Origin of the sequence: Peribacillus sp. FSL M8-0224 (genome assembly GCF_038003055.1) — a bacterium.
GTDB classification, from domain to species: domain Bacteria; phylum Bacillota; class Bacilli; order Bacillales; family DSM-1321; genus Peribacillus; species Peribacillus frigoritolerans.
On record NZ_JBBOOJ010000001.1, the window covers coordinates 4,717,347 to 4,738,318 of the forward strand.

Annotated in this window: 20 protein-coding genes and 1 riboswitch; of the genes, 7 read left to right on the forward strand and 13 right to left on the reverse strand. The window is 42.6% G+C overall.

Annotated elements, in window-relative coordinates; translation table 11 throughout:
- Positions 1-91: 91 nt before the first annotated feature.
- The 4 genes from glpK to MKX49_RS22960 all read right to left on the reverse strand — a co-directional run bounded on the left by glpK (position 92) and on the right by MKX49_RS22960 (position 3,789).
- A complete protein-coding gene (gene glpK / locus MKX49_RS22945; protein WP_340877907.1) occupies positions 92-1,582 on the reverse strand; it encodes a glycerol kinase GlpK in 1,491 nt (496 codons plus the stop codon).
- 21 nt (positions 1,583-1,603) lie between these two features.
- Positions 1,604-2,428 (reverse strand): MIP/aquaporin family protein, encoded by an 825-nt coding sequence (locus MKX49_RS22950; protein WP_053536671.1) that lies wholly within the window; start codon positions 2,426-2,428, stop codon positions 1,604-1,606.
- Positions 2,429-2,653: 225 nt separating this feature from the next.
- Positions 2,654-3,196 carry a glycerol-3-phosphate responsive antiterminator gene (locus MKX49_RS22955; protein ID WP_048683275.1) on the reverse strand — a complete coding sequence of 181 codons (543 nt, stop codon included), beginning with the start codon at positions 3,194-3,196 and terminating at the stop codon, positions 2,654-2,656.
- Between the two features lie 173 nt (positions 3,197-3,369).
- Entirely contained in the window at positions 3,370-3,789 is a 420-nt protein-coding gene (locus MKX49_RS22960) for a hypothetical protein (RefSeq protein ID WP_340877908.1), read from the reverse strand.
- A 156-nt stretch (positions 3,790-3,945) separates the two neighbouring features.
- A riboswitch (SAM riboswitch) is annotated at positions 3,946-4,047 on the forward strand.
- 81 nt (positions 4,048-4,128) lie between these two features.
- Here MKX49_RS22960 and MKX49_RS22965 point away from each other — a divergent pair.
- A complete protein-coding gene (locus MKX49_RS22965; RefSeq protein ID WP_340877909.1) occupies positions 4,129-5,232 on the forward strand; it encodes a 5-methyltetrahydropteroyltriglutamate--homocysteine S-methyltransferase in 1,104 nt (367 codons plus the stop codon).
- Positions 5,233-5,375: 143 nt separating this feature from the next.
- Here MKX49_RS22965 and MKX49_RS22970 read toward each other — a convergent pair whose 3' ends face one another.
- The 3 genes from MKX49_RS22970 to MKX49_RS22980 all read right to left on the reverse strand — a co-directional run bounded on the left by MKX49_RS22970 (position 5,376) and on the right by MKX49_RS22980 (position 8,983).
- A complete protein-coding gene (locus MKX49_RS22970; RefSeq protein ID WP_340877910.1) occupies positions 5,376-5,903 on the reverse strand; it encodes a hypothetical protein in 528 nt (175 codons plus the stop codon).
- Positions 5,904-6,158: 255 nt separating this feature from the next.
- Positions 6,159-7,259 carry a CaiB/BaiF CoA transferase family protein gene (locus MKX49_RS22975; protein WP_340877911.1) on the reverse strand — a complete coding sequence of 367 codons (1,101 nt, stop codon included), beginning with the start codon at positions 7,257-7,259 and terminating at the stop codon, positions 6,159-6,161.
- Positions 7,260-7,501: 242 nt separating this feature from the next.
- Complete coding sequence (locus MKX49_RS22980) at positions 7,502-8,983, reverse strand: amino acid permease (protein ID WP_323596023.1); 1,482 nt, start codon at positions 8,981-8,983, stop codon at positions 7,502-7,504.
- Between the two features lie 442 nt (positions 8,984-9,425).
- On the opposite strand from MKX49_RS22980, the gene MKX49_RS22985 reads away from it, so the two are divergent.
- Together MKX49_RS22985 and MKX49_RS22990 are read left to right on the forward strand one after the other, a co-directional pair.
- Positions 9,426-11,051 (forward strand): M4 family metallopeptidase, encoded by a 1,626-nt coding sequence (locus MKX49_RS22985; protein ID WP_063595899.1) that lies wholly within the window; start codon positions 9,426-9,428, stop codon positions 11,049-11,051.
- A gap of 282 nt (positions 11,052-11,333) precedes the next feature.
- The gene (locus tag MKX49_RS22990; RefSeq protein WP_063595898.1) at positions 11,334-11,735 is read left to right on the forward strand and encodes an SET domain-containing protein; all 402 of its coding nucleotides are present in this window, start codon (positions 11,334-11,336) and stop codon (positions 11,733-11,735) included.
- 473 nt (positions 11,736-12,208) lie between these two features.
- On the opposite strand, the gene MKX49_RS22995 is transcribed toward MKX49_RS22990, so the two are convergent.
- Together MKX49_RS22995 and nagZ are read right to left on the reverse strand one after the other, a co-directional pair.
- A complete protein-coding gene (locus tag MKX49_RS22995) occupies positions 12,209-12,397 on the reverse strand; it encodes a hypothetical protein (protein ID WP_063234131.1) in 189 nt (62 codons plus the stop codon).
- Positions 12,398-12,486: 89 nt separating this feature from the next.
- Positions 12,487-13,719: a beta-N-acetylhexosaminidase gene (gene nagZ / locus MKX49_RS23000; RefSeq protein ID WP_340877913.1), complete on the reverse strand. Its 1,233-nt coding sequence runs from the start codon at positions 13,717-13,719 to the stop codon at positions 12,487-12,489.
- A gap of 169 nt (positions 13,720-13,888) precedes the next feature.
- Between nagZ and MKX49_RS23005 the strand changes: the two genes are divergently transcribed.
- A complete protein-coding gene (locus tag MKX49_RS23005; protein ID WP_063595897.1) occupies positions 13,889-14,242 on the forward strand; it encodes a hypothetical protein in 354 nt (117 codons plus the stop codon).
- Between the two features lie 65 nt (positions 14,243-14,307).
- Here the strand turns inward: MKX49_RS23005 and MKX49_RS23010 are convergent, their stop codons facing one another.
- The gene (locus MKX49_RS23010; RefSeq protein ID WP_275731433.1) at positions 14,308-15,090 is read right to left on the reverse strand and encodes a TrmB family transcriptional regulator; all 783 of its coding nucleotides are present in this window, start codon (positions 15,088-15,090) and stop codon (positions 14,308-14,310) included.
- Positions 15,091-15,303: 213 nt separating this feature from the next.
- Here MKX49_RS23010 and MKX49_RS23015 point away from each other — a divergent pair, with 213 nt between their 5' ends.
- Together MKX49_RS23015 and MKX49_RS23020 are read left to right on the forward strand one after the other, a co-directional pair.
- Positions 15,304-16,074 (forward strand): TSUP family transporter, encoded by a 771-nt coding sequence (locus tag MKX49_RS23015; protein WP_063595895.1) that lies wholly within the window; start codon positions 15,304-15,306, stop codon positions 16,072-16,074.
- Positions 16,075-16,181: 107 nt separating this feature from the next.
- Positions 16,182-17,120 (forward strand): oxidoreductase, encoded by a 939-nt coding sequence (locus tag MKX49_RS23020; protein WP_340877918.1) that lies wholly within the window; start codon positions 16,182-16,184, stop codon positions 17,118-17,120.
- 77 nt (positions 17,121-17,197) lie between these two features.
- Here the strand turns inward: MKX49_RS23020 and MKX49_RS23025 are convergent, their stop codons facing one another.
- Positions 17,198-17,638, reverse strand: coding sequence for a peptidylprolyl isomerase (locus tag MKX49_RS23025; RefSeq protein WP_034310415.1), 441 nt, complete (start codon positions 17,636-17,638; stop codon positions 17,198-17,200).
- 162 nt (positions 17,639-17,800) lie between these two features.
- On the opposite strand from MKX49_RS23025, the gene MKX49_RS23030 reads away from it, so the two are divergent.
- Positions 17,801-18,793, forward strand: a complete 993-nt coding sequence (locus MKX49_RS23030) for an NADPH:quinone oxidoreductase family protein (RefSeq protein WP_340877921.1) — start codon at positions 17,801-17,803, stop codon at positions 18,791-18,793.
- 37 nt (positions 18,794-18,830) lie between these two features.
- Here MKX49_RS23030 and MKX49_RS23035 read toward each other — a convergent pair whose 3' ends face one another.
- Complete coding sequence (locus MKX49_RS23035) at positions 18,831-20,297, reverse strand: PAS domain-containing sensor histidine kinase (RefSeq protein ID WP_340877923.1); 1,467 nt, start codon at positions 20,295-20,297, stop codon at positions 18,831-18,833.
- 146 nt (positions 20,298-20,443) lie between these two features.
- The gene (locus MKX49_RS23040) at positions 20,444-20,872 is read right to left on the reverse strand and encodes a cell wall hydrolase (protein WP_095679907.1); all 429 of its coding nucleotides are present in this window, start codon (positions 20,870-20,872) and stop codon (positions 20,444-20,446) included.
- Between the last annotated feature and the right edge of the window lie 100 nt (positions 20,873-20,972).

Below are 20,972 nucleotides of genomic sequence, written 5' to 3' on the forward strand. Positions count from 1 at the left end.
TTCATGGTCTCTCCTGTTCTCCGGCCGAGTTATTAACTTGATTTCATTATAGCATACTCCAGCTCATTTGAGAAAGGATTCATGTTGTTTTTTATTTAAACGCCATAGCGGCATGTACGGCTTTCTTCCAGCCTTCATATAATTTTTCACTTTCTTGCTCTTCCATGGATGGTTCAAAGGTTTTGTCTACCGCCCATTGCCGGGAGATTTCTTCTTGATCCTTCCAATACCCGACAGCAAGGCCGGCTAGGTATGCAGCACCTAATGCTGTAGTTTCGTTTATGGTCGGCCTCTCGACGGTCACACGTAATAAGTCGCCCTGGAATTGCATCAAGAAGTCATTCTTGACTGCCCCGCCATCCACTCTTAATGTTTGCAGCTCGATTCCTGAATCTGCCTCCATTGCATCAAGGACATCCTTCGTTTGATACGCAAGTGATTCAAGTGTGGCGCGAATGAAATGTTCTTTTGATGTGCCGCGCGTCAAACCAAAAACGGCTCCCCGCACTTCGCTGTCCCAATATGGAGTTCCAAGTCCTACGAAAGCTGGTACCACATATACTCCATCCGTACTTTCCACCCGTTTTGCATAGGCCTCGCTGTCCTTGGCATCATGCAGCATCCGCAGGCCATCGCGGAGCCATTGGATGGCGGAGCCAGCTACGAATATACTGCCTTCCAGTGCATATTCGACCTTCCCATTCAAGCCCCAAGCAAGGGTCGTCAATAGTCCGTGTTCGGAGCTGACAGCCTTGGTTCCTGTATTCATGAGCATGAAACAGCCTGTTCCATACGTATTTTTAGCCATTCCTTCATTAAAGCAGGCTTGGCCGAATAATGCTGCCTGCTGATCACCGGCTGCCCCGGCGATCGGAATCGATTGGCCAAAGAAATGATATTCGATCGTACGTGCATATTCCTCAGAGGAAGGCCTCACTTCCGGCAGCATCGACTTTGGTACAGTCAATATCTCAAGCAGTTCTTCATCCCATTTCAGTTCATGTATATTGTACATCAATGTCCGGGATGCATTGGAATAGTCCGTTACATGAGCCTTGCCTCCTGATAGCTTCCAGATCAGCCAAGTATCGATGGTACCGAATAACAGCTTGCCTTCATCCGCCTTTTGCCGCGCCCCTTCCACATTATCGAGGATCCATTTCACTTTCGTTCCGGAAAAATAGGCATCTATCAACAATCCCGTTTTATCCCGGAATAGATCATTAAGTCCCTTTTCCTTCAACTCATCACAGATTCCACTTGTTTGCCTGGACTGCCATACAATCGCATTATAGACAGGCGTACCTGTTTCCTTATCCCAAACGACTGCCGTTTCACGCTGATTGGTGATCCCGATACCGGCAATTTGCTCTGGCTTTACACCGGATTCAGATAGTACACCGGCGATCACCGCCAGGATCGATCCCCAAATCTCATTGGCGTTATGTTCGACCCAGCCTGGTTTAGGGAAATGCTGCGTAAATTCCTTTTGGGAGGAATGGACGATTTCCCCCTTTTCATTAAATAAAATCGCCCTCGAACTTGTTGTTCCTTGATCTAATGATAAAATGTATTTTTCCATTGTGTATGCCCCTCCTTTTAATTAACTAGCGATATTTCTGCTATCCATTTCATGTGACTGTTTTTTACCAAAAGCATAGGCTACTATCAATAGTACCAGGCTTGCACCCATAACAGACCAAAATCCTGCCGTTATTTCCCCCATAAAAAATGCTTTATAACAAACGGCACCAAGTGAACCCCCTACAATCGGTCCAACGACCGGAATCCATGAATAGCCCCAGTTGGAATTGCCTTTACCAGGTATCGGCAGCAAAAAGTGAGCGATGCGCGGCCCCAGGTCGCGGGCAGGGTTAATGGCGTATCCTGTCGTTCCCCCAAGTGACATCCCGATCACGACAATCAATAACCCGACTGCGAATGGGTTTAGACCCTCTGTAAAATCATTGGCTCCTATAAATAATAGACCAAGAATAAGGATGAAAGTTCCAATCATCTCACTTAATAGATTTGAAAATGTGTGCGGGATTGCAGGTGAAGTCGCGAACACACCAAGCTTCGCCCCTGGATCATCCGTAGCTTTCCAGTGTGGCAAATAGTGCAGGAATACTAGAGTTGCGCCGAGTATCGCGCCAATCATCTGGGCAACGATGTAACCGGGCACATCACTCCATGGAAATTCTCCAATAATGGCAAACCCAACTGTGACCGCCGGGTTTAAATGCGCCCCGCTTATGGACCCCACTGCAAAAACACCCATGGTAACAGCCAATCCCCATGCAATCGTGATAACGATCCAGCCGGCATCTTTTGCATAGGAACCCTTTAAGGATGAACCTGCCCCAATACCTGCTCCGAATAAAACTAAAATCATCGTGCCTAACACTTCTCCCCAAAATGGAGTCATGATAAAACCCTCCCCTGATAATTTTTTAAACCTTGCCAACAAATAAAAGGAGATCCGCAGCAGAACTATCTTCATAAAAAAATTATGAATAGATCTGTTGTGAATCTCCTAGTCTCCGTCACATATATTAACTTGTACTGTAAAATATACTAGGTTATGAAAACGCTGTCAATAATTTGTGAGAAATTAATCTATTTTTCTGTAATTTTTTTCAATTTTTCCCTATTAGACGATATCCCATAATTCAGTTTTTGAAGTGGTGATTGACGATGCCCCTGCATCAAGGGCATTCAGGACTTCATCCGAAGTACGTATGAGGCCGCCTGCAAAAATCGGTGTCTGCAATCGTTCCTTCACTTCTTTTATCATCCATGGCATGGCGCCCGGCAATACTTCGATATAATCCGGCTTTGTTTTCTGCACCAGCTTATAACTTTTCTCAAGCGCGTGTGAGTCTATTAAAAAGATTCGCTGGATGGCAATGACCCCCTTTTGCTTCGCCTTCAATATAACGCTTGATTTAGTCGAAATCAGCCCATAGGGGTTATATTCCTGACAAATGAATTCCGTCGCGTACTCATCACTTCTTATGCCATGGATCAAATCGACATGATAAATCATTTTCTTATTATGCTGCTTTGCCATCATACTTACATTTTTCAATTGTGAGATATGCAAATCAAGAAACACACCTATTTCATAGGAACTTTCTAGAAATCTTTCGAAATCCTTCATGCTTGCTGAAGCAGGCAAAATCTTCTGATCCATCATTATCCTCCTCATTCCCAGAAAAACTCAAAACTTCAAGTCATTTAGTATATTTTAAAGAGCTTGATTTATCAAACACATTTTTTTCATGAACCATGTCATCTTAACACTATCATACCTGGCAAACCCTTTATAGGTTACGGCTAAGGATATATGTAAAATATCCCCTTAAATCATATAGAAAGATTCATTTTCAATGCACCTTCGGCGAGTTCATACGATTTAATTGTGCCAATCGGAATTTTCCTCACGATGCTCCAAGCATTAACATTCATTTTGATTGCTCTTTTTTCATATTCAAAAAATGGCGGTCTGTTAAATATCCTTTGGTTGATGAAATTCCTGTCAACGGGTTCCATTTCCACTAATTCAAATGAAATCGTTCTTTTTTCCACATGAACCGGTTTTAATGTAATCCGGAAAGCTACGTTTTTCTTAAACATCATTTTTTTAACTTCCATCATTCCGGAAAGCACAATATGCCTTGGCGTAATCTCGACTTTAATATCCTGACCAGATGATTTCATTTTTATGATTCTCTCTATCATGGCTTCAGTTACCGTAATCGGTATGCCATTTTTGAATGGACTCATCCTTGCATCCCCTCCCCACTCAAAGCATATGCCGGATTCCCTGATGCCGTTAACATTTCAGCCCAGATTAATAAACGGTATATTCGAAATATTCCAGCTCCCCCCCTTGACCTTCATAAAAACTACCTGTATAGTCATAGTTAATTTAATAGACAACTCTTATCCAGAGAGGTGGAGGGACTGGCCCTTTGATGCCTCAGCAACAGACTGATCTTGTACTGTGCTAATTCCAGAAGTGTAAAAACTTGAAGATAAGAAGAGTATATAGCTTTGTTGCCAACACCTCTTCTTATTTTTAAGGAGAGGTTTTTTATTTTTAAAAGGAAAGAAGGAATCAACATGTCAATCACATTAACGAAAGCACCGTTCAGGGCGGACCACGTCGGAAGTTTATTAAGACCGGAACGTTTACATATTGCCAGAAAGGACTTTAAGGAAGGTACCATTTCAGCTGAGCGGCTTCGTGAAATTGAAACTGAAGAAATCAAACGGATCGTCGATAAACAAATTGAAGTTGGTTTAGAGGCCGTTACGGACGGTGAGTTCAGACGAACATGGTGGCACTTTGACTTCCTCGAACATTTAAATGGCATCGAGGGATATGTAACTGAAAAAGGCCTCACATTCGATGGTGTGGAAACAGAGAGATATAATGTTCGCAATACCGGGAAGGTTTCATTCAACCCTGAACATCCCTTCATTCGTGATTTCATTGAATTGAACAAAATAGTGAACGGACGTGCCGTTGCCAAGCAAACCATCCCCAGTCCGAATCAATTATTTGCTGCAGGCATTCATAATGAAGACGTCTACCCTGATATCGAAGACTATGCAAATGATATCATCAAAGCCTATCAGCATGCTTTGAAAGCCTTTTATGAAGCAGGTGTGCGTTATCTTCAATTGGATGATGTATATATTGCCAGACTTTCAGCTCCGGATTTCCAGTTCAAGGATGGAAAATATACGAGGGAACAATTAATTGATCTTGCACTTCGGGTCATTAATGGCGCATTGGAAGGCAAACCAGAAGACCTTATCGTCACTACCCACCTATGTCGCGGAAACTACCAGTCGACATGGGCGTTTGAAGGAAGCTATGCCCGTATCGCCCCAACTTTATTGGCAAAAGAAAAAGTGGATGGATTCTTCTTGGAATATGATGATCAACGCTCTGGGGATTTCAAACCATTGGAATACATTCCAAATGGCGGTGCACGGGTCGTACTGGGTGTCGTCACTTCAAAAAATGGGGAAATCGAGGACAAGGAAGCTGTTAAGGCACGCATTAAAGAAGCCTCGCACTTCGTTCCGCTCGAACAATTATGCTTAAGCCCCCAATGCGGCTTCGCCTCCACACATCACGGCAACAAGCTAACCGAAGCACAGCAATGGGAAAAACTGAAATTCGTCGTTGATGTAGCAAAAGAAGTATGGGAATGATTATTTTGCGGGGACTTTAAAACTTATTTACAGGATTCGAACAACCTAATCGGCTTCAATATAAGCGTGCCGATTAGGTTTATACTTAAAACCCTAAAACTGAAAGCAAATAAAAAAAGAACGGCCATCTGCACTTTCCCTTTTTACTTGCAGCTATCATCATCATCCTCCATTTTCTTCACGAATATATCATCCGTCACCCTATCTTCCAGCTTATTCCTCAAGGCTAATTCCGCAGCCTTCCCATCACTAGGCGATCCGTCCGAGAAATACATCGGAAACAGGGAGAAAAACATAATATAAAAAGAAAAATAGATAAATTGATACCAGATTACCGAGCTGTCCAGGATATTCTGATACACTAAGCTATATATGATCAGCATGCTGATCAAATTAAAGATAGACCCCCCTAAATAGATCAGGGTATTCGTCAATCGATTATCATGTTTCAATCCCTTGAACTCGCAAGTACCATTCCAAAAATAATATTTCCTCACTTCTATGTTCCGAAAGGCGAAAAGCTTATTACCACACCCGATCAAGATCTTCTTTTCTGATCCCCCAAAGATCGTAACAAAGAAAATATGCCCGCTCAAATGTATCAGTGTAACGATCGGCATGATCAAAAAAAAGGAAAATAGAAATTTAATGATATCAGAGAGACCAAACATATTTAACTAACCCTCCTTACCAGCGATTTCCTTACCAGGATGCTACTCTGATACCCTGCCCACACTGGTTATAACTAGTAAATTTTCACAGTGGGAATATGTTGCTTTCCACAAATGATAAGAGGATAATTGTTCTCCTTCCTTCGAACTTCGAACGATCATATCGACCCTCCCCCTCCTTTTTCCGGCATTCAAAAAAAACAGGCTATCACCTTCCAAAAAAAACCGGATAAGCGATAGCCTTTACAATTTTATTTAGCGATTGGGGGTGCGAAGGATTTCTGCGTTGTTTTGTCCTGGCTCCAAGCCTGCATGTTTATATTCAGGGGTGAAAACCGATGTTTTGATCGGGCAGGCGATTTGCCTCTGGACATTCCCTTTTCCGTCAGGTACCTCGACGATCATTCCCCTCTCCTTCAATTGGGGATGCTCGGCCGCCTCGGTGAAGGTCAGCACTGGTTCTGCGCAGGCCTCGAATTCAGCGAATATCTCCTGCCATTCCTGAAAATCTCTCTCGCGGAAAGCCAGCCGGACGGCCGTTTTAAACCTGATTCCGCTTTCTTCATCGCTTTTCATGCTCAGCTCATATAAATCGGGTGCACCGATCGCTTCACATAATGCTTTTCGAAAAGGGGGCTCAAGGCTGCCTACCGAAAAATAGCGTCCATCTTTCGTTTCGTAAAAGTCATAAAAAGACCCTCCGTTCAGCATCAGTTTTTCTGGTTCAAGTTCAAGGCCCCTTTGTAAATTCGGAGGTGCGGATATGGCATTCAAGGCAAAACTGCAGTCGGTCATGCTGATGTCGATGGCTTGGCCGAATCCTGTTCTTTCCCTGTGAATGACTGCAGATAATATTCCGATGACAGCATGCAGTGAGCCTCCGGCAAGATCTGCTATTTGGGTTCCGTTTTTTGCCGGGCCGTCCTTTTTCGTACCGGAATAGCCTGATAAGCCTGCTATCGAAATATAATTGATATCATGTCCCGGTCGGTCTTTATAGGGACCAGTCTGGCCGTAGCCCGTGATCGAACAGTAAATCAGCTTCGGGTTGATCGATTTTAATGCCTCATACCCCAGACCCAGACGTTCCATGACACCTGGACGGAATTGTTCAATGACGATATCGTATTCCGTCACTAGGTTTTTTACGGATTCGATAGACTCGGATTGTTTTAAATCCAGTGTGATCGACTTCTTCGATCTGTTAAGATATTGGTTCACACCCCATGAATCCTTTGTCCCCGGCCTCTCCACCTTCAAAACATACGCTCCTAAATCCGCTAGCATCAAAGTGGCAAATGGGCCTGGCAGTAACGTTGAAAAGTCCAATACTTTTAAATGAGTCAATAAGGTCATCAGCCGTGCACCTTCCCTTTCCCTTGAAAATAGTAAAAGCCCTCCAGTCGTTCTGTACATGCAATAAAGCCGAGTTTACGATTATCATATAACACCTCCCATAACATTTGTATAAATTTCCATTTAATAAAAATAAAAGCCAGGAATCAGCTTCCTGGCTTTTGATAATGAGCCTATAGAAAACAAGTAAAAGCCGGACAATTTAAAACTGCATTGTCCGGCTGCTTTTACTTTAAGCTTGTTCATTCATATTTTTTGTCAAAGTCAAATTCGACTTCATCAAGTTTAACGAATTTAGTTTTTCTTACAAATTTATAGCCAAGCCATAGACCAAGGAAAAGCGGGATTCCCAGGTATGCAGCTACAACACTGCCCCAATCGATATGGTCTGAGAAAAAGGCTTGGATATTTTGGGACAGGATGACGATCATGCCGATTAATATGGCAAAGATCGGTCCGATCGGGAACCATAGTGCCTTATATGGCAGCTTCTCCAATGAATGGCCTTGAGCGATGAACGCTTTCCGGAAACGGTAATGGCTGATGGAAATGCCGAGCCAAAAGATGAATCCTGTAATTCCAATGGCATTCATTAACCAAATATACACTTTACCATCGCCGAATACGGAGGCTAAAAAGGCCAGCATGCCGATGGAGCATGTCAAAATCATGCCTGCAACCGGTACGCCGCGTTTATTAAGTTTTGCAAAAATACGCGGTGCTTGCCCATCTTTTGCCATTGAATATAACATGCGTGTAGATGCATATAGACTAGAGTTACCAGCAGATAATACCGCTGTTAAAATGACGGCATTCATAAGCGAAGCGGCAAAGGCCACTCCAGCTTTTTCAAAAATGAGCGTGAATGGGCTTACCATGACGTTATCACCTTGCAAACTCGAGTTCGTATAAGGGATAAGCAGTCCAATTACGAAGATTGCCAATACGTAAAAGAGCAAGATCCTCCAGAAGACACTTTTAATGGCCTTCGGTATATTCCGTGCAGGATCTTCACTTTCCCCGGCAGCTACACCGACAATTTCGGTACCTTGAAAAGAAAAGCCAGCCGCTATGAAAACGATGAAGACACCCATGAACCCGCCCGGGAAAGGAGCGTCATCGACGGTGAAGTTTTTAAAGCCTACCGCTTCGCCGCCCATAATGCCGACGATCATTAGCAGCCCGACGATAATAAAAATAACGATGGCGGTTACTTTTATGAAGGAAAACCAGTATTCCCCTTCACCATATCCTTTAACGGATAAATAGTTCAATAGGAAAATGAGCACCAAGAATGATGAACTCCATAACAATGATGGACTATTCGGAAACCAGAATTTCATGATCATTGTCGAGGCTGCCAACTCTGCGGCTATCGTCATCGACCAATTGAACCAATACGTCCATCCCAAGGCAAAACCAAATGCCGGATCGACGAATTTCGATCCATAGGTACTGAAGGAGCCGCTTGTCGGCATAAAGGCTGCCAATTCCCCTAAGCTCGTCATCACGAAGTACACCATTGCCCCAACTAAGGCATAAGCAAGTAATGCCCCGCCTGGCCCAGCTGTATGAATGGCTGCCCCGCTGCTGAGGAACAGCCCGGTACCAATAGCCCCGCCAATGGAAATCATCGTTAAATGGCGGGATTTCAAACCGCGCTTTAACCCTTGTTCTTCTTGCTTTGGAGGATGCAAGATGTCATTTTCTTGTTTTGGTATCATAATTTTTCATCCCTTTCTATATAAGCGCTTTCATATATGGGGAAATCATTTAATAAATTTTCCTATTTCATAGACTCTCAAATAGACCTAATTTACAATCCGAATTCCTTTTCTGAATATATGCAATTTTCATGCCAAATTTACAAAGCGCAATATTCAACAGATTATCCAAAAAAATGCCTTCAATAGACAAATTTCTTTGCACATTATGCCATGTTTTTTTGCACATTATGCCATGTTTTTTTGCACATTTATTCATTTGGTTTAATTTAAATACATTCCAAATATTACTAAAAGAATATATTCAGAGAATATTTCTATTAAAATCCATTTTTCTCCATTTTATTCCTTTAAATGTCATATTTTTTGCGAGTTTTCTCCATTTGATAATAATTATGAAACGATGTAAAAATGAGGTATTCTCATGAAGGAGTTGAGTGTTATGAAAGGTAAGGTATTTTTAGGAACTGCACTATCAATCGGTCTATTATTTTCTGCTATTCCCCATCAAGAAGCTTTAGCGGCAAAAAATGTGTTAAGTGTTGAAAAGTACAATAAGCATAGGGATTCGCTAGAGTACAAGTCTGGGAAGCTTACGGACCCCTCAAAGCAAACGGCAGAAGATATTATTCTTACCTTTTTTGATGAAAACAAAAAGTCTTACAAGCTAGAAAAGCAAAAGGCGAAGGACTCCTTCACGATCGAGAAAGAAAGCAAGGATGAACTGGGCAATACCGTCCTTAAATTGCAACAAACCTATAAAGGCGTACCAGTATGGAATTCCACACAAGCCGTATTGATTGACGCTAAAGGTGTATTGACCGTCGTGTCCGGTACGGTTGAAGCCAATCTAAACACGAAATTAGGGAAAAAGGCTAAAAAAGGCATCAGTGAATCCGAAGCTATCAAAATAGCTGAAGCGGATCTGGGGTTCACACCTGCCTACGAGCAATCACCTGAATCCGACCTATATGTATACGCAAATGAAGGCAAGGCCGATTATGTATATAAAGTCAATTTGAAATTCTTAAGTCCGGAACCAGGAAATCATAATTATTTCATTTCAGTCAAAACGGGTAAAATCCTGAATAAATATAATACATTGGATGAAGTGACGGGGACCAACTCCGTCGGAACGGGCACTGGCGTCTTAAACAATACGGTGTCGCTGAACACTACCTTATCCAACGGTCAATACTACTTACAAGACAATACACGCGGTAAAGGCATCTACACGTATAACGCCAATAACCGTTCAAGATTGCCTGGTACACTCTTTTCCAACACAACAAATGCTTTTACTGCTTCTGCCGATAAAGCTGCGGTGGATGCCCATTATTATGCGGGTAAAACCTATGATTATTACAAATCCACATTTGGCCGGAACTCCTATGATGGTAATGGAACCATCCTGAAATCAACCGTCCATTATGGCTCAAGATACAATAATGCTTTTTGGGATGGCACCCAAATGGTTTACGGTGATGGAGATGGCACGACGTTCATCCCATTGTCCGGCGGGCTCGATGTCGTTGCGCATGAATTGACGCATGCCGTCACTTCCTCGGAATCGAACCTTACCTATCAATATGAATCCGGTGCTTTGAATGAAGCGATATCTGATATTTTTGGCACTGTCGTAGAATTTAAGAATCAAAGTGCCAAAGCCGATTATTTGGTCGGGGAAGATATTTACACACCTAACATTTCCGGTGATGCACTCCGCTCGATGGCTAATCCAACATTGAATGGGGACCCTGACCATTATTCGAACCGTTATACAGGAACGGGTGATAATGGCGGAGTCCACACGAACAGCGGAATCATTAATAAGGCAGCTTATTTAATCTCTGCAGGCGGAACCCACCATGGCGTGAGTGTATCCGGAATCGGCATCGATAAACTAGGAACCATCTTTTATCGGGCAAACACAACATATTTAACTTCGTCGTCTACTTTTTCACAAGCCAGAGCGGCCGTCATACAATCAGCCTCTGATTTATACGGTTCAAGCAGTGCAGAAGTCACAGCTGTCAAAAATGCCTTTACAGCTGTCGGTGTGAATTAACAGATTTACCCATATACCAAACACCTCCCTAGCTTCCCTTCTAGCGGAGGTGTTTTTTCTTATGTATCAGTCTACCTTCCGAGGATCATTTCGGCCGTTCGTTCCCTTTTTTCGTCCTTGATGTGAAGAATTCCGTTCTACGGTACAGGCGGGGCCTCAATAAAAACAAACTGAGTCGTTTACTAAAAATGATTAATTCCGTAAAATAGTTGCTTTTCTTCTTATTAACTGTCAAGCTTAGATGATCTGGACTATATTGAATAGAACAAGTAGGTGACGAACATGATTGAAGTTAAAACTTCCACACTCAGTGATGGCGAGTTCAATAGAGGCGTATTCGCAACACGAGATATTAAAAAAGGTGAGCTTTTGCATGAGGCACCTGTCATTGCATATCCGAACGAGGAGCATGTTTTCATTGAGAAGACATTGCTGGCTGATTATGCGTTTGAATATGGAATTAACCATACTGCCATGCTTTTAGGCTATGGCATGCTGTTTAATCATTCTTATACACCCAACGCTACGTATGACATAAACTTCAAGAATCATACGTTTGATTTCTTTGCTTACACCGACATAAAAGCAGGAGAGGAAATCCTGATTAATTATAATGGTGAAGTCGATAATGAGGATCCGCTTTGGTTCAATAAAGAAAATGACGGCGAAGAAGAAGCTGAATGATCATAGATCCTTCATGAAAGCACTTGTACTTTTTGAATGCCTGTCCATGGTCTTCGAAAGAAACGAGTGCTTTTCCTTTTTCCTTTCACCGGCTTGAAGATTTCACGGTGATTTTAAATCGTTTTAGTTGTTTACTAAGAGAATATTAAGCAATAAAAAAGCCCCAATAAGAAAAACTTAAAGGGGTATTTGGATTTCGGAATGTTCGCACCCCGAACCATGATTTTAAACTTGATTATCTGTTGATTATACGAATGGAACCCTCTCTAGATTGAAGAAATTTGCGACACTCCTGCCGAATAACTGGCTAGACGAGACCCCACAGACGCTTGCGTCGAGGAGGCTTGGCAGACAGTCGGCGGAAAGGGAGCGGATTTCTTCAATCAGCGGGAACTTTTTTTAAAAAACTGGTTCTTCTCTATTTTGTTTACAGTTTGACCCCATTAAGATTAACTTAATGGGGTTATTTCACCTTAACGTACGGATGGGTTACTTGATTTTGTTTTGGTTATTGATTGGAATTGGCTCTTCACCTTGTCAATGGTTTCTGGTGTGGCTAGGGATCTTATTTGACCCATGGTTTTTTCACGGGTTTTCTTATTGCGCATTAAAAATGCGGCTGCTCCTATCAGGACGGTTCCAAGCATTTTGTTTGATGGCATGTAGTTTCCTCCTTCAAGTTAGTCCTATATAGTGTTCCCTCTATCAGCTGATTTAAACAAAGCATCCTTTCGAGAGAGCGGTTTCGCTTTTATTCATCCTCGCTCAGGCTTTCGATGTACTTTATGCTTTCGGGATTTTTCACGACTTTTTCCGCTTGATCAGGGTCAGCTTTCTTTTGCTTCATGTTGTTAAGTTTATATGTCAGCACTCTTTTCACTGACTCGTTAATTCTATCCATTGGAACTTCCCCTGCTTTTACTGCTTGCAGTAAACCGTTATATACCTCAAGCTCATGGGAATATTCATGACAGACAAGTAATAAGTCGGCTCCTGCGAGGATTGCCTGCTTCCCCATCTCATCATAGGAGAAATACTTGTTCACAGCCCCCATTTCCAAATCGTCGGTAACGACAAGTCCCTCATATTTGAGTTTCCCCCGAAGCAGGTCTTCTATGATGATTTTAGAAAGGCTTGCTGGTTTTTCTTTATCATAGGCTGGATATTTAATGTGGGTCACCATCACGAAAAACTTTTGGTTATCCATTTCACTTATGATTTGCTTGAAGGGATAGATATCCGAATTTTCCAGATCAAGTTGGTTTGCCTCCACGGAAGATGTTTCGACATGCGGATCGATTTCGCTGCGTCCGTTTCCAGGAAAGTGCTTCAATGCACCAGTTATCGATACATCATTAAAGCCTTGAATGGCTTTCTTTCCGTATTGATAGACCTTTTCCGGATCTTGCCCAAATGAACGTTTATCCGTTTTCGATAGATCAAGTACAGGGGCAAAATTAATGTTAATCCCCATGGAGCCCAGTTCTGTCCCATTCAATTTGGCCACCTTGTACATGTCTTCAATAGAGGCATTTTTTCCAAGATCCTGTTGCGCAGGGAGGGGCGATACCCTTTCCTTCATCCTGATGATGTCCCCGCCTTCCTGATCGATGGCCACCATCAACGGAAGCGAATGTGCACTTTGATTGGCCGTTTGCTGAAGCGAGTTGGATAACCTGGCCACTTGTTTAGGTGATTTCATATTCCGGTCAAAATAAATGACGCCTCCTATATGTTTTTGTTCGATGAGCTCCGTAATTTCATCGCTCTTTTCAGTCCCCTTGAAACCGACCATCATAAGCTGTCCGATTTTTTCTTCAAGCGTCATTTTATTCAGTAATTTCTCTATTCTCTCATGATTATCTGCATCGTCGTCTTTCCCTTTTTCCGATTTGGAATTGACACCCATATTCAACTGAATGAACACGGCTGAAAAAGCGAGGATTGCGATGAAAAGCAGGCCCATAATTTTTTTATTCCTCATACTTTGACCTTCTGTCCTTTCTTGTTTGCCCTTTTATTGATTTTATTGCACACTTCTTAATCATGTTCATAAAGTAACGATTCTATATCATCATTGCGGATTTTTTTGCATAAACCATTAGCCGCGTCTAATACTACATACATAGCCTAATTCCAAAGGAGATGCACCCATGAACGGAATCTTGAAGAACATTGCCGTCACTTTCGGTCATGCAGTCGATTATGCAAAAGAAAAAATAACAGCCATTACAGGAACAACTTCTGTTACGATAGCGGAATTGAGTGAGCACATCATCAATCAGCCCGAAACAAAACTAATCAGGAAAGACCTTTTAGGGATACCTTTTTCCTTTTATCATTTACAAATAGAAGACGTTACGTACTATTTGGAAATGAAAAGCTCACAGGTTCTCCAGTTGGATGTTCAAGCGCATAATCATACGATTGTGTCTTACAGGTCTTATCGAGATAAATCCAGCTTGCCCACGGCCATTAAATTTCCTAAAACCCTTTTATCCGAATGACTCTGGTACAAAAATAAAAAAGCTGATATCCCCTGCATATGGGGTTATCAGCTTTTTTTCAAATCTTATAGGGAGAAAAAACGGTCTCTTTCACTTGAAATCCATTTCTCGGCATCTTCTTCATCCTTTTTAACCAAGCGGTTAACGAGGATATCATGCCAAATGTAATTTTCGAGAAAATTGATATGAATGGGATCATCTGTGTAGAACGCCGTTTCTCTCGTTTCGGGCGAAGGGCCGTAAATCGTCTCCTTGCCATCAATGGATAAGATGAACCATTTGTTTTCTCCGATATTTTCCACATAGCTTGTTTGGCGATGTATATCTATACCCGATAATGGGTTTTCAACCTGAAATGCAATCCCCTTGAGCGTGCAATGCGCAGCGACCCCTATTAGCTCTTGTTCAAGTTTTCCATACATCTCGTCCCATAGGGAAACCACCACCCTTTTCTCGGCTTTTTGAATCAAGGTACGGCAGAAGGATAGGATGTGCCCTTCACCTTTAAGCGTCATTACACGATTGTCGGACATCGGTTCGTTTTTCTCGAATTGCTTTAATGTATGGCTGATGGATTGATAGGTATTGTTCCATTTTGACTGAACCGATTCCAAAAAAACATCGACTGGCAGCGGTGAATATTTTATCGAGTCATTGATTTCCTCTTTTAAGACGATTCCTTCTTCTTGCAGTCCATTTAATATTTCATAGATGCGGGCCCTTGGAATTCCAGACTCCTTGCTTACTTGATAGGCACTGGTTGGGCCTTGGCGAACCAAAGAAACATAAGCCTTTGCTTCATATTGACTAAACCCGAGAGACTGTAGTTTTTGAATGATATCTTGCATAGTACCTCCTAGTGCTTTGGTAAGTTATATGCCTATCATACCAAATCTCTTATCGAAATCTATTCGATTTCAAACAGTATGGCTCAAATATTCTTATTTACAGGACGGTTCATATTAGTTACTATCTAAATAGTGACTAATATGAACGCGTGGATTATGGCTCCAGCAAAACAACATTTCAGCCATAATGCCACTGATACGGAGGCTTCTTGGATGGAAGATATACAAATTTCAACACTTTTGCTGCTGATGTTTTTCGGATTTTTGGCAGCATTCATTGATTCCGTGGTCGGCGGCGGCGGCCTGATTTCGATACCCGCTTTATTATTTTCAGGACTTTCCCCGTCAGCAGCGATCGCTACGAATAAGTTAGCAAGTTCCATGGGGTCTTTAACAAGCACCATTGCCTTCATTCGCTCAGGTAAGGTTGATTTCAAATTGGTTTCAAAACTTTTTCCATTGATTTTCATAGGTTCCCTGCTAGGAGCTTGGATTGTCAATTTCGTCTCGCCTGAATTATTAAAGCCAATGATCTTGGTTCTATTAATAGCTATTGCCATTTATACCTTTTTTAAAAAGGACTGGGGCCAGAAATCGACTTACCATACACTCACATGGCAAAAGGCTGGACTATTTGCGTTCGCTATATTTGCCATTGGTTTTTATGATGGCTTTTTGGGCGCTGGAACGGGATCCTTCATTTTGTTTGCCTTTTTAATGATTGGCTTTGATTTTTTGAACTCTGCAGGAAATGCCAAATTTTTGAACTTCGGAAGTAATTTGGCGGCACTGATCATGTTCATATTCCTTGATACCGTCAACTTTTCCTATGGAATTCCAATGGGGATCTCCATGATAGCAGGAGCGTTGGCCGGTTCTAAATTTGCCATTAAGAAAGGGGTGGCATATGTAAGAGTATTATTTATCATCGTAACCGTCATTCTGATCATGAAAAATATATTGGATTATATAATGGGCGGCTAATCTTTTAAAAAAATAGACGACAGCACATCGTTCCCCGCACAGAATGTGACATATAGGAATTATTTGGGTATATGATAGGTAAAGACTGTGTGGAAAGGTGTGATTGGATGGTTGAAAAGTGGAATGGCGAAGAAATGGCAGATATATCGGGGCAAACCATTGTGATTACTGGTGCAAATAGTGGGCTTGGCTTCGAAACGGCTTTTGCTCTGGCCGGTAAGGGGGCAGAGATTATCCTTGCGGTCCGGAATGCTTCAAAGGGTGAAAAGGCGGTCGATAGAATCTTATCGGTCCATCCAAAGGCAAATGTACGTGTGATGGAGCTGGATTTAAGTGACTTGAGCAGCATTCGGCATTTTGCCGCTTCCTTTCAGGAAAACTATGAATCTCTCTCCGTCCTCATCAATAACGCAGGTGTGATGATTCCGCCCTACAGTAGGACGAAGGATGGCTTCGAGCTGCAATTCGGCAGCAATCACCTCGGTCATTTTGCTTTGACAGGCCTCCTTCTTCCGCGTATCCTTTCTACGCCAAAATCGCGTGTGGTCACATTGAGCAGCTTGGCCGCCATCAATGGATATATAGACTTCGAAAATCTAAATGGTGAAAACGGTTATAAGCCAATGAAATACTATGGGCAAAGCAAGCTGGCCAATCTACTCTTCGCCCGCGAATTACAGAATAAATTCAACCAGCATGGCGCAACCCCGATCAGTGTTGCCTGTCATCCGGGCCTTTCCCATACTAATCTCATGTCACGCGGTTCTGGCAAACCCATAAATAGATTCGTGCACTTTCTTTCCAAAACCATCACGCAACCGGCAAGTATGGGGGCATTGCCTACCCTTTATGCCGCAACGGAACCTGCATTGACAGGCGGGGAGTATATCGGACCCGATGGAAAGAAGGGCAGAAAAGGCTTTCCCAGAAAAGACGAGATCATCGACACCTTATATAATGAAGAAACGTCGAAAAGATTATGGGATATTTCAGAAACCTTGACAGAGGTCAAATATCGTTTCACTGAAAGCATGACGCCAAAATGACTCTATATTTCCCTGTCTTCGCTCATGAACAGCGCAAAAAGAAAGAGGGAGCATAATGCCCCCTCTTTTCGCTTCCATCATTCAGCGTCAAAAACTTCGACTTTTTCCATTTTGTCGCCATTTTTCATAGCTTTGGCTGTTTCAAGTCCAGAAGTCACTTTACCGAATACTGTGTGAACACCGTTAAGATGCGGTTGTGGTTCATGCACGATAAAGAATTGGCTTGAGCCTGTGTCTTTTCCAGCATGTGCCATAGATAGGCTTCCTGCCTCATGTTTATGAGGGTTTCCTTCTGTTTCACATTTGATTTGTGTGCCGCTTCCGCCTGCCCCAGTACCTGTTGGATCTCCGCCTTGGCTTACGAAACCAGGGATTACACGGTGAAAGACTACGCCATTATAAAATCCTGTGTTTGCCAAGTTTTCGAAGTTAGCCACTGTGTTAGGTGCTTCGTTCGGGAAAAGATCGAATTCGATTTTTTCTCCATTTTCCATAAGTATGTATCCTTTTTTAGCCATGTTAAACATCTCCTTTAATATGAACTGAATCAAATCTAATAGTACCATTTTTAGAAGCAGAAAGAAAAGGAAGCGCTACTTATTTCGAATTGTATCATTATACATTCCTCTATTTTTTATTTTATAATGGGGTAGATTCATGAATATAAGGGGGAACGAACCATGATACAGCAATTTGATGCATTAGTCGTAAATAAGCAAGATGATCAATTCACCGTTAACATTCAGCAGCTATCACTTGATGATTTACCTCAAGGCGAAGTGCTCATCCGTGTTCATTATTCCGGTGTGAACTATAAAGATAGCCTTGCAGCCATTCCAAATGGAAACATTGTCAGCAGCTATCCGATCGTTCCGGGAATTGATATGGCTGGTGTTGTCGTTTCATCTGAGGATTCCCGCTTTAAAGAAGGAGACGAAGTCATTGCGACCTCATACGGAATTGGCGTTTCCCAACCAGGGGGCTATAGTCAATTTGCCCGTGTTCCTGCAGAGTGGATCGTCCCGCTTCCTGATGGCCTAACAATGAAAGAGGCGATGATCATCGGAACGGCCGGTTTCACTGCAGCACTATCGGTACTGCGGCTCGAAGAAAATAACCTCACACCTGAGCAAGGGAGCGTTCTTGTCACTGGTGCAACTGGCGGGGTCGGCAGTTTTGCCGTCTCGATCCTTTCCAAACTTGGCTATTCCGTTGAGGCGAGTACTGGAAAGGAATCGGAACATGGATATTTGAAGGCAATCGGTGCGTCGACCATTGTATCGCGTGAAGATGTATATGATGGCAAGCTTCGGGCTCTGGGCAAACAGAAGTGGAGCGGGGCGGTAGATCCCGTCGGCGGTGAACCGTTAGCTTCGGTCCTTAGCCAAATCAAGTATGGCGGAGCTGTGGCGGTCAGCGGATTGACAGCTGGGACAAGCCTTCCTGCCACCGTCTTTCCATTCATCCTAAGAGGTGTTAATCTACTTGGGATCGATTCGGTCAATTGCCCGATGGATACAAGATTGAAAGTTTGGCACCGCCTTGCCACCGACTTTAAACTAGAGGATTTGGAACAGCTCGTTCAACAGGAAATTACACTTAAGGAATTGCCTGACGTCCTTCCTACCCTATTAAAAGGGGAAGCAAGAGGCAGGACGATCGTTAAACTATGAACCAAAAAGTGACGAGAGCATGGCTTCTCGTCACTTTTCATTGTGAACTTTCATAGATAGGGAGACTGATATCCACAATCGTCCCTTCTCCCACTTCGCTGCTGAAATGAATTTCCCCATTATGCTCATGGATGATTTTGGTGCTGACCATGAGCCCAAACCCTGTTCCTTTTTCAGATGTACTATAAAAAGGCTGCCCTAGATGCTTCATGCGCTCATTTGTGATTCCGCAGCCTTGATCAATGAACCGGATCATCGCAGATTCACCTTCATGGTTTAACTGTATATGAAGTTTGCCGCCATTCGGCATGGCTTCTATCGCATTATTGACGACATTCGTGAATACTTGTTTTAACTGATTCGGTTCGCCAAAGACAGATGCCGAATCCGTATTATATTCCTTGATGATTTCGACATCATTCAATATCGCTTGAAACTCGGCTAACGTAATCACACTGTCCAATATCTCGTTAAGCTGAATGAGTTCACAAACCTTCGCTTCAGGCTCTGCTAAACTTAAAAACTCATTGGCCAGGATTTCAATTTTTTCAACTTCACTGACCGTCATTTCAAGATAGTCCTTTTGCTCAGGGTCTTCCCTTAATAATTGCAAAAACCCTTTGACCGTAGTTAATGGATTTCTTATTTCATGTGCGATACCTGCAGCCATCTGTCCTACCGCCGATAACATATTGGATTTACAGAGCAGCTCTTCGGTCTTTTTACGCTCCGTAATATCCCTACAGAATACCTGTATGGCTGGTTGCCCTTTATAAATAATCGGAAGACCGAGTGTTTCTCCATAAAATTCTTGTCCGTCAAGCCGAATGAACTTTTGTTCCAGTAAACCAACCGCCTGATAATCGTCCCTCATGATTTCGATTCTTCTTTGTACACTTTCCCGGGACTCCAGGTGGACGAACTGAAAAACCGATTTACCGATAATATCTTCCACACTATCCATCCCAAGCATTTTTGCCCCCATGGGATTCATATACTCGATGATCCCATTGCGATGTACAAAAATCGCTTCAGGTGACACCTCCACTAAACTGCGATACCTTTGTTCACTTTCCTTCAAGGCAGCTTCAGCAAGTTTTTGATTCGTAATATCCCGATAAACGAAAACCAATGCGCACGGCTCATCTTCATTATCGCGGATATTAAACAGGGAGATGCTTACATCGATTAACTGGCCATCCTTCCTTAACCTGACCGTTTCAAAGCCTTTCTTTTGTACCCCTGCCTTAATTTGGTCATGCAATTCATTGACTGACTCCTTCAAGAAATCAGGAATAATTGGAAACGGCATGCCAATGAGCTCCTTATTCGTCCATCCGAAAAACTCTTCAAAAGCTGCATTCACCTGAAGGGTCTTTCCTTCCAGATCAACAATGGAAATGGCGTCCGGGTTGTTCTCCATGAAAGACTTGAATTTTTCGGTACTATCCTCCGGCTGTTCTCCCATTTGCCCTTGTCCATAATCAATAAGCCTTTTACTCATCAATTTTTTATTCCTTTCTTATCCGGAAATTTACAGTCTCAATTTTACAGTATCAGTAAATCATTTGCCAGTTTTATCATATGTTTTTTCCAAGTTAAGGATTGATGCACAAAGAGGCCAAACCCCCATAAGGTTCAGCCATTTCTTTAAAATGTATTATAAATATTGGGACATTCTGTACCTGTTGGTTCATAAAAGCAATGGAGCTTGAAACGCCCAACAAGGGGCTGATTATACCAGGTTGCCGGGCAATCTCCCGGTGGCCTGAAGTACCATAGGCTAAATTTCGAAGGCCATAGCCTTTCGCCGCTTACGCTACGGCGTGCAAGCCTCTTTTCCCTGTCTCTTGCCCGCTGATAAAAATACCCCTTCTGTACAGCCTCAAAGGCATGCTCCTGATAAATCATGTCTGGAATCGTCCTCAACCCTTTGAAATCGGAACAATTCGACCTAATCCGATTGACCCCTACATTACCGATCATCAGCATGCCTTGATCACCTTCACCCTCACCTTCCGCCCTAAGCAATCTAGCCAATAAGGCAATATCGGCATCAGTGTGCTTTACAACGGACATCCCATCACCTCCACTTTTTAATCCTATGCCTTTTATATGGAAAAATACTCCGTTTATTAACAAAACCTTCATATGGAGTACACGTCCTATCAATAATACA

Bases quoted from the DNA above. Each gene is read 5' to 3' on its own strand.
- MKX49_RS22950 (WP_053536671.1), bottom strand. From the start codon at position 2,428: ATGACTCCATTTTGGGGAGAAGTGTTAGGCACGATGATTTTAGTTTTA.
- MKX49_RS23035 (WP_340877923.1), bottom strand. From the start codon at position 20,297: ATGAGTAAAAGGCTTATTGATTATGGACAAGGGCAAATGGGAGAACAG.
- MKX49_RS22985 (WP_063595899.1), top strand. From the start codon at position 9,426: ATGAAAGGTAAGGTATTTTTAGGAACTGCACTATCAATCGGTCTATTA.
- MKX49_RS22980 (WP_323596023.1), bottom strand. From the start codon at position 8,983: ATGATACCAAAACAAGAAAATGACATCTTGCATCCTCCAAAGCAAGAA.
- MKX49_RS23020 (WP_340877918.1), top strand. From the start codon at position 16,182: ATGGTTGAAAAGTGGAATGGCGAAGAAATGGCAGATATATCGGGGCAA.
- MKX49_RS22995 (WP_063234131.1), bottom strand. From the start codon at position 12,397: ATGCCATCAAACAAAATGCTTGGAACCGTCCTGATAGGAGCAGCCGCA.
- MKX49_RS22970 (WP_340877910.1), bottom strand. From the start codon at position 5,903: ATGTTTGGTCTCTCTGATATCATTAAATTTCTATTTTCCTTTTTTTTG.
- MKX49_RS23010 (WP_275731433.1), bottom strand. From the start codon at position 15,090: ATGCAAGATATCATTCAAAAACTACAGTCTCTCGGGTTTAGTCAATAT.
- MKX49_RS22975 (WP_340877911.1), bottom strand. From the start codon at position 7,259: ATGACCTTATTGACTCATTTAAAAGTATTGGACTTTTCAACGTTACTG.
- glpK (WP_340877907.1), bottom strand. From the start codon at position 1,582: ATGGAAAAATACATTTTATCATTAGATCAAGGAACAACAAGTTCGAGG.
- MKX49_RS22965 (WP_340877909.1), top strand. From the start codon at position 4,129: ATGTCAATCACATTAACGAAAGCACCGTTCAGGGCGGACCACGTCGGA.
- nagZ (WP_340877913.1), bottom strand. From the start codon at position 13,719: ATGAGGAATAAAAAAATTATGGGCCTGCTTTTCATCGCAATCCTCGCT.
- MKX49_RS22955 (WP_048683275.1), bottom strand. From the start codon at position 3,196: ATGGATCAGAAGATTTTGCCTGCTTCAGCAAGCATGAAGGATTTCGAA.
- MKX49_RS22960 (WP_340877908.1), bottom strand. From the start codon at position 3,789: ATGAGTCCATTCAAAAATGGCATACCGATTACGGTAACTGAAGCCATG.
- MKX49_RS23005 (WP_063595897.1), top strand. From the start codon at position 13,889: ATGAACGGAATCTTGAAGAACATTGCCGTCACTTTCGGTCATGCAGTC.
- MKX49_RS23040 (WP_095679907.1), bottom strand. From the start codon at position 20,872: ATGTCCGTTGTAAAGCACACTGATGCCGATATTGCCTTATTGGCTAGA.
- MKX49_RS22990 (WP_063595898.1), top strand. From the start codon at position 11,334: ATGATTGAAGTTAAAACTTCCACACTCAGTGATGGCGAGTTCAATAGA.
- MKX49_RS23025 (WP_034310415.1), bottom strand. From the start codon at position 17,638: ATGGCTAAAAAAGGATACATACTTATGGAAAATGGAGAAAAAATCGAA.
- MKX49_RS23030 (WP_340877921.1), top strand. From the start codon at position 17,801: ATGATACAGCAATTTGATGCATTAGTCGTAAATAAGCAAGATGATCAA.
- MKX49_RS23015 (WP_063595895.1), top strand. From the start codon at position 15,304: ATGGAAGATATACAAATTTCAACACTTTTGCTGCTGATGTTTTTCGGA.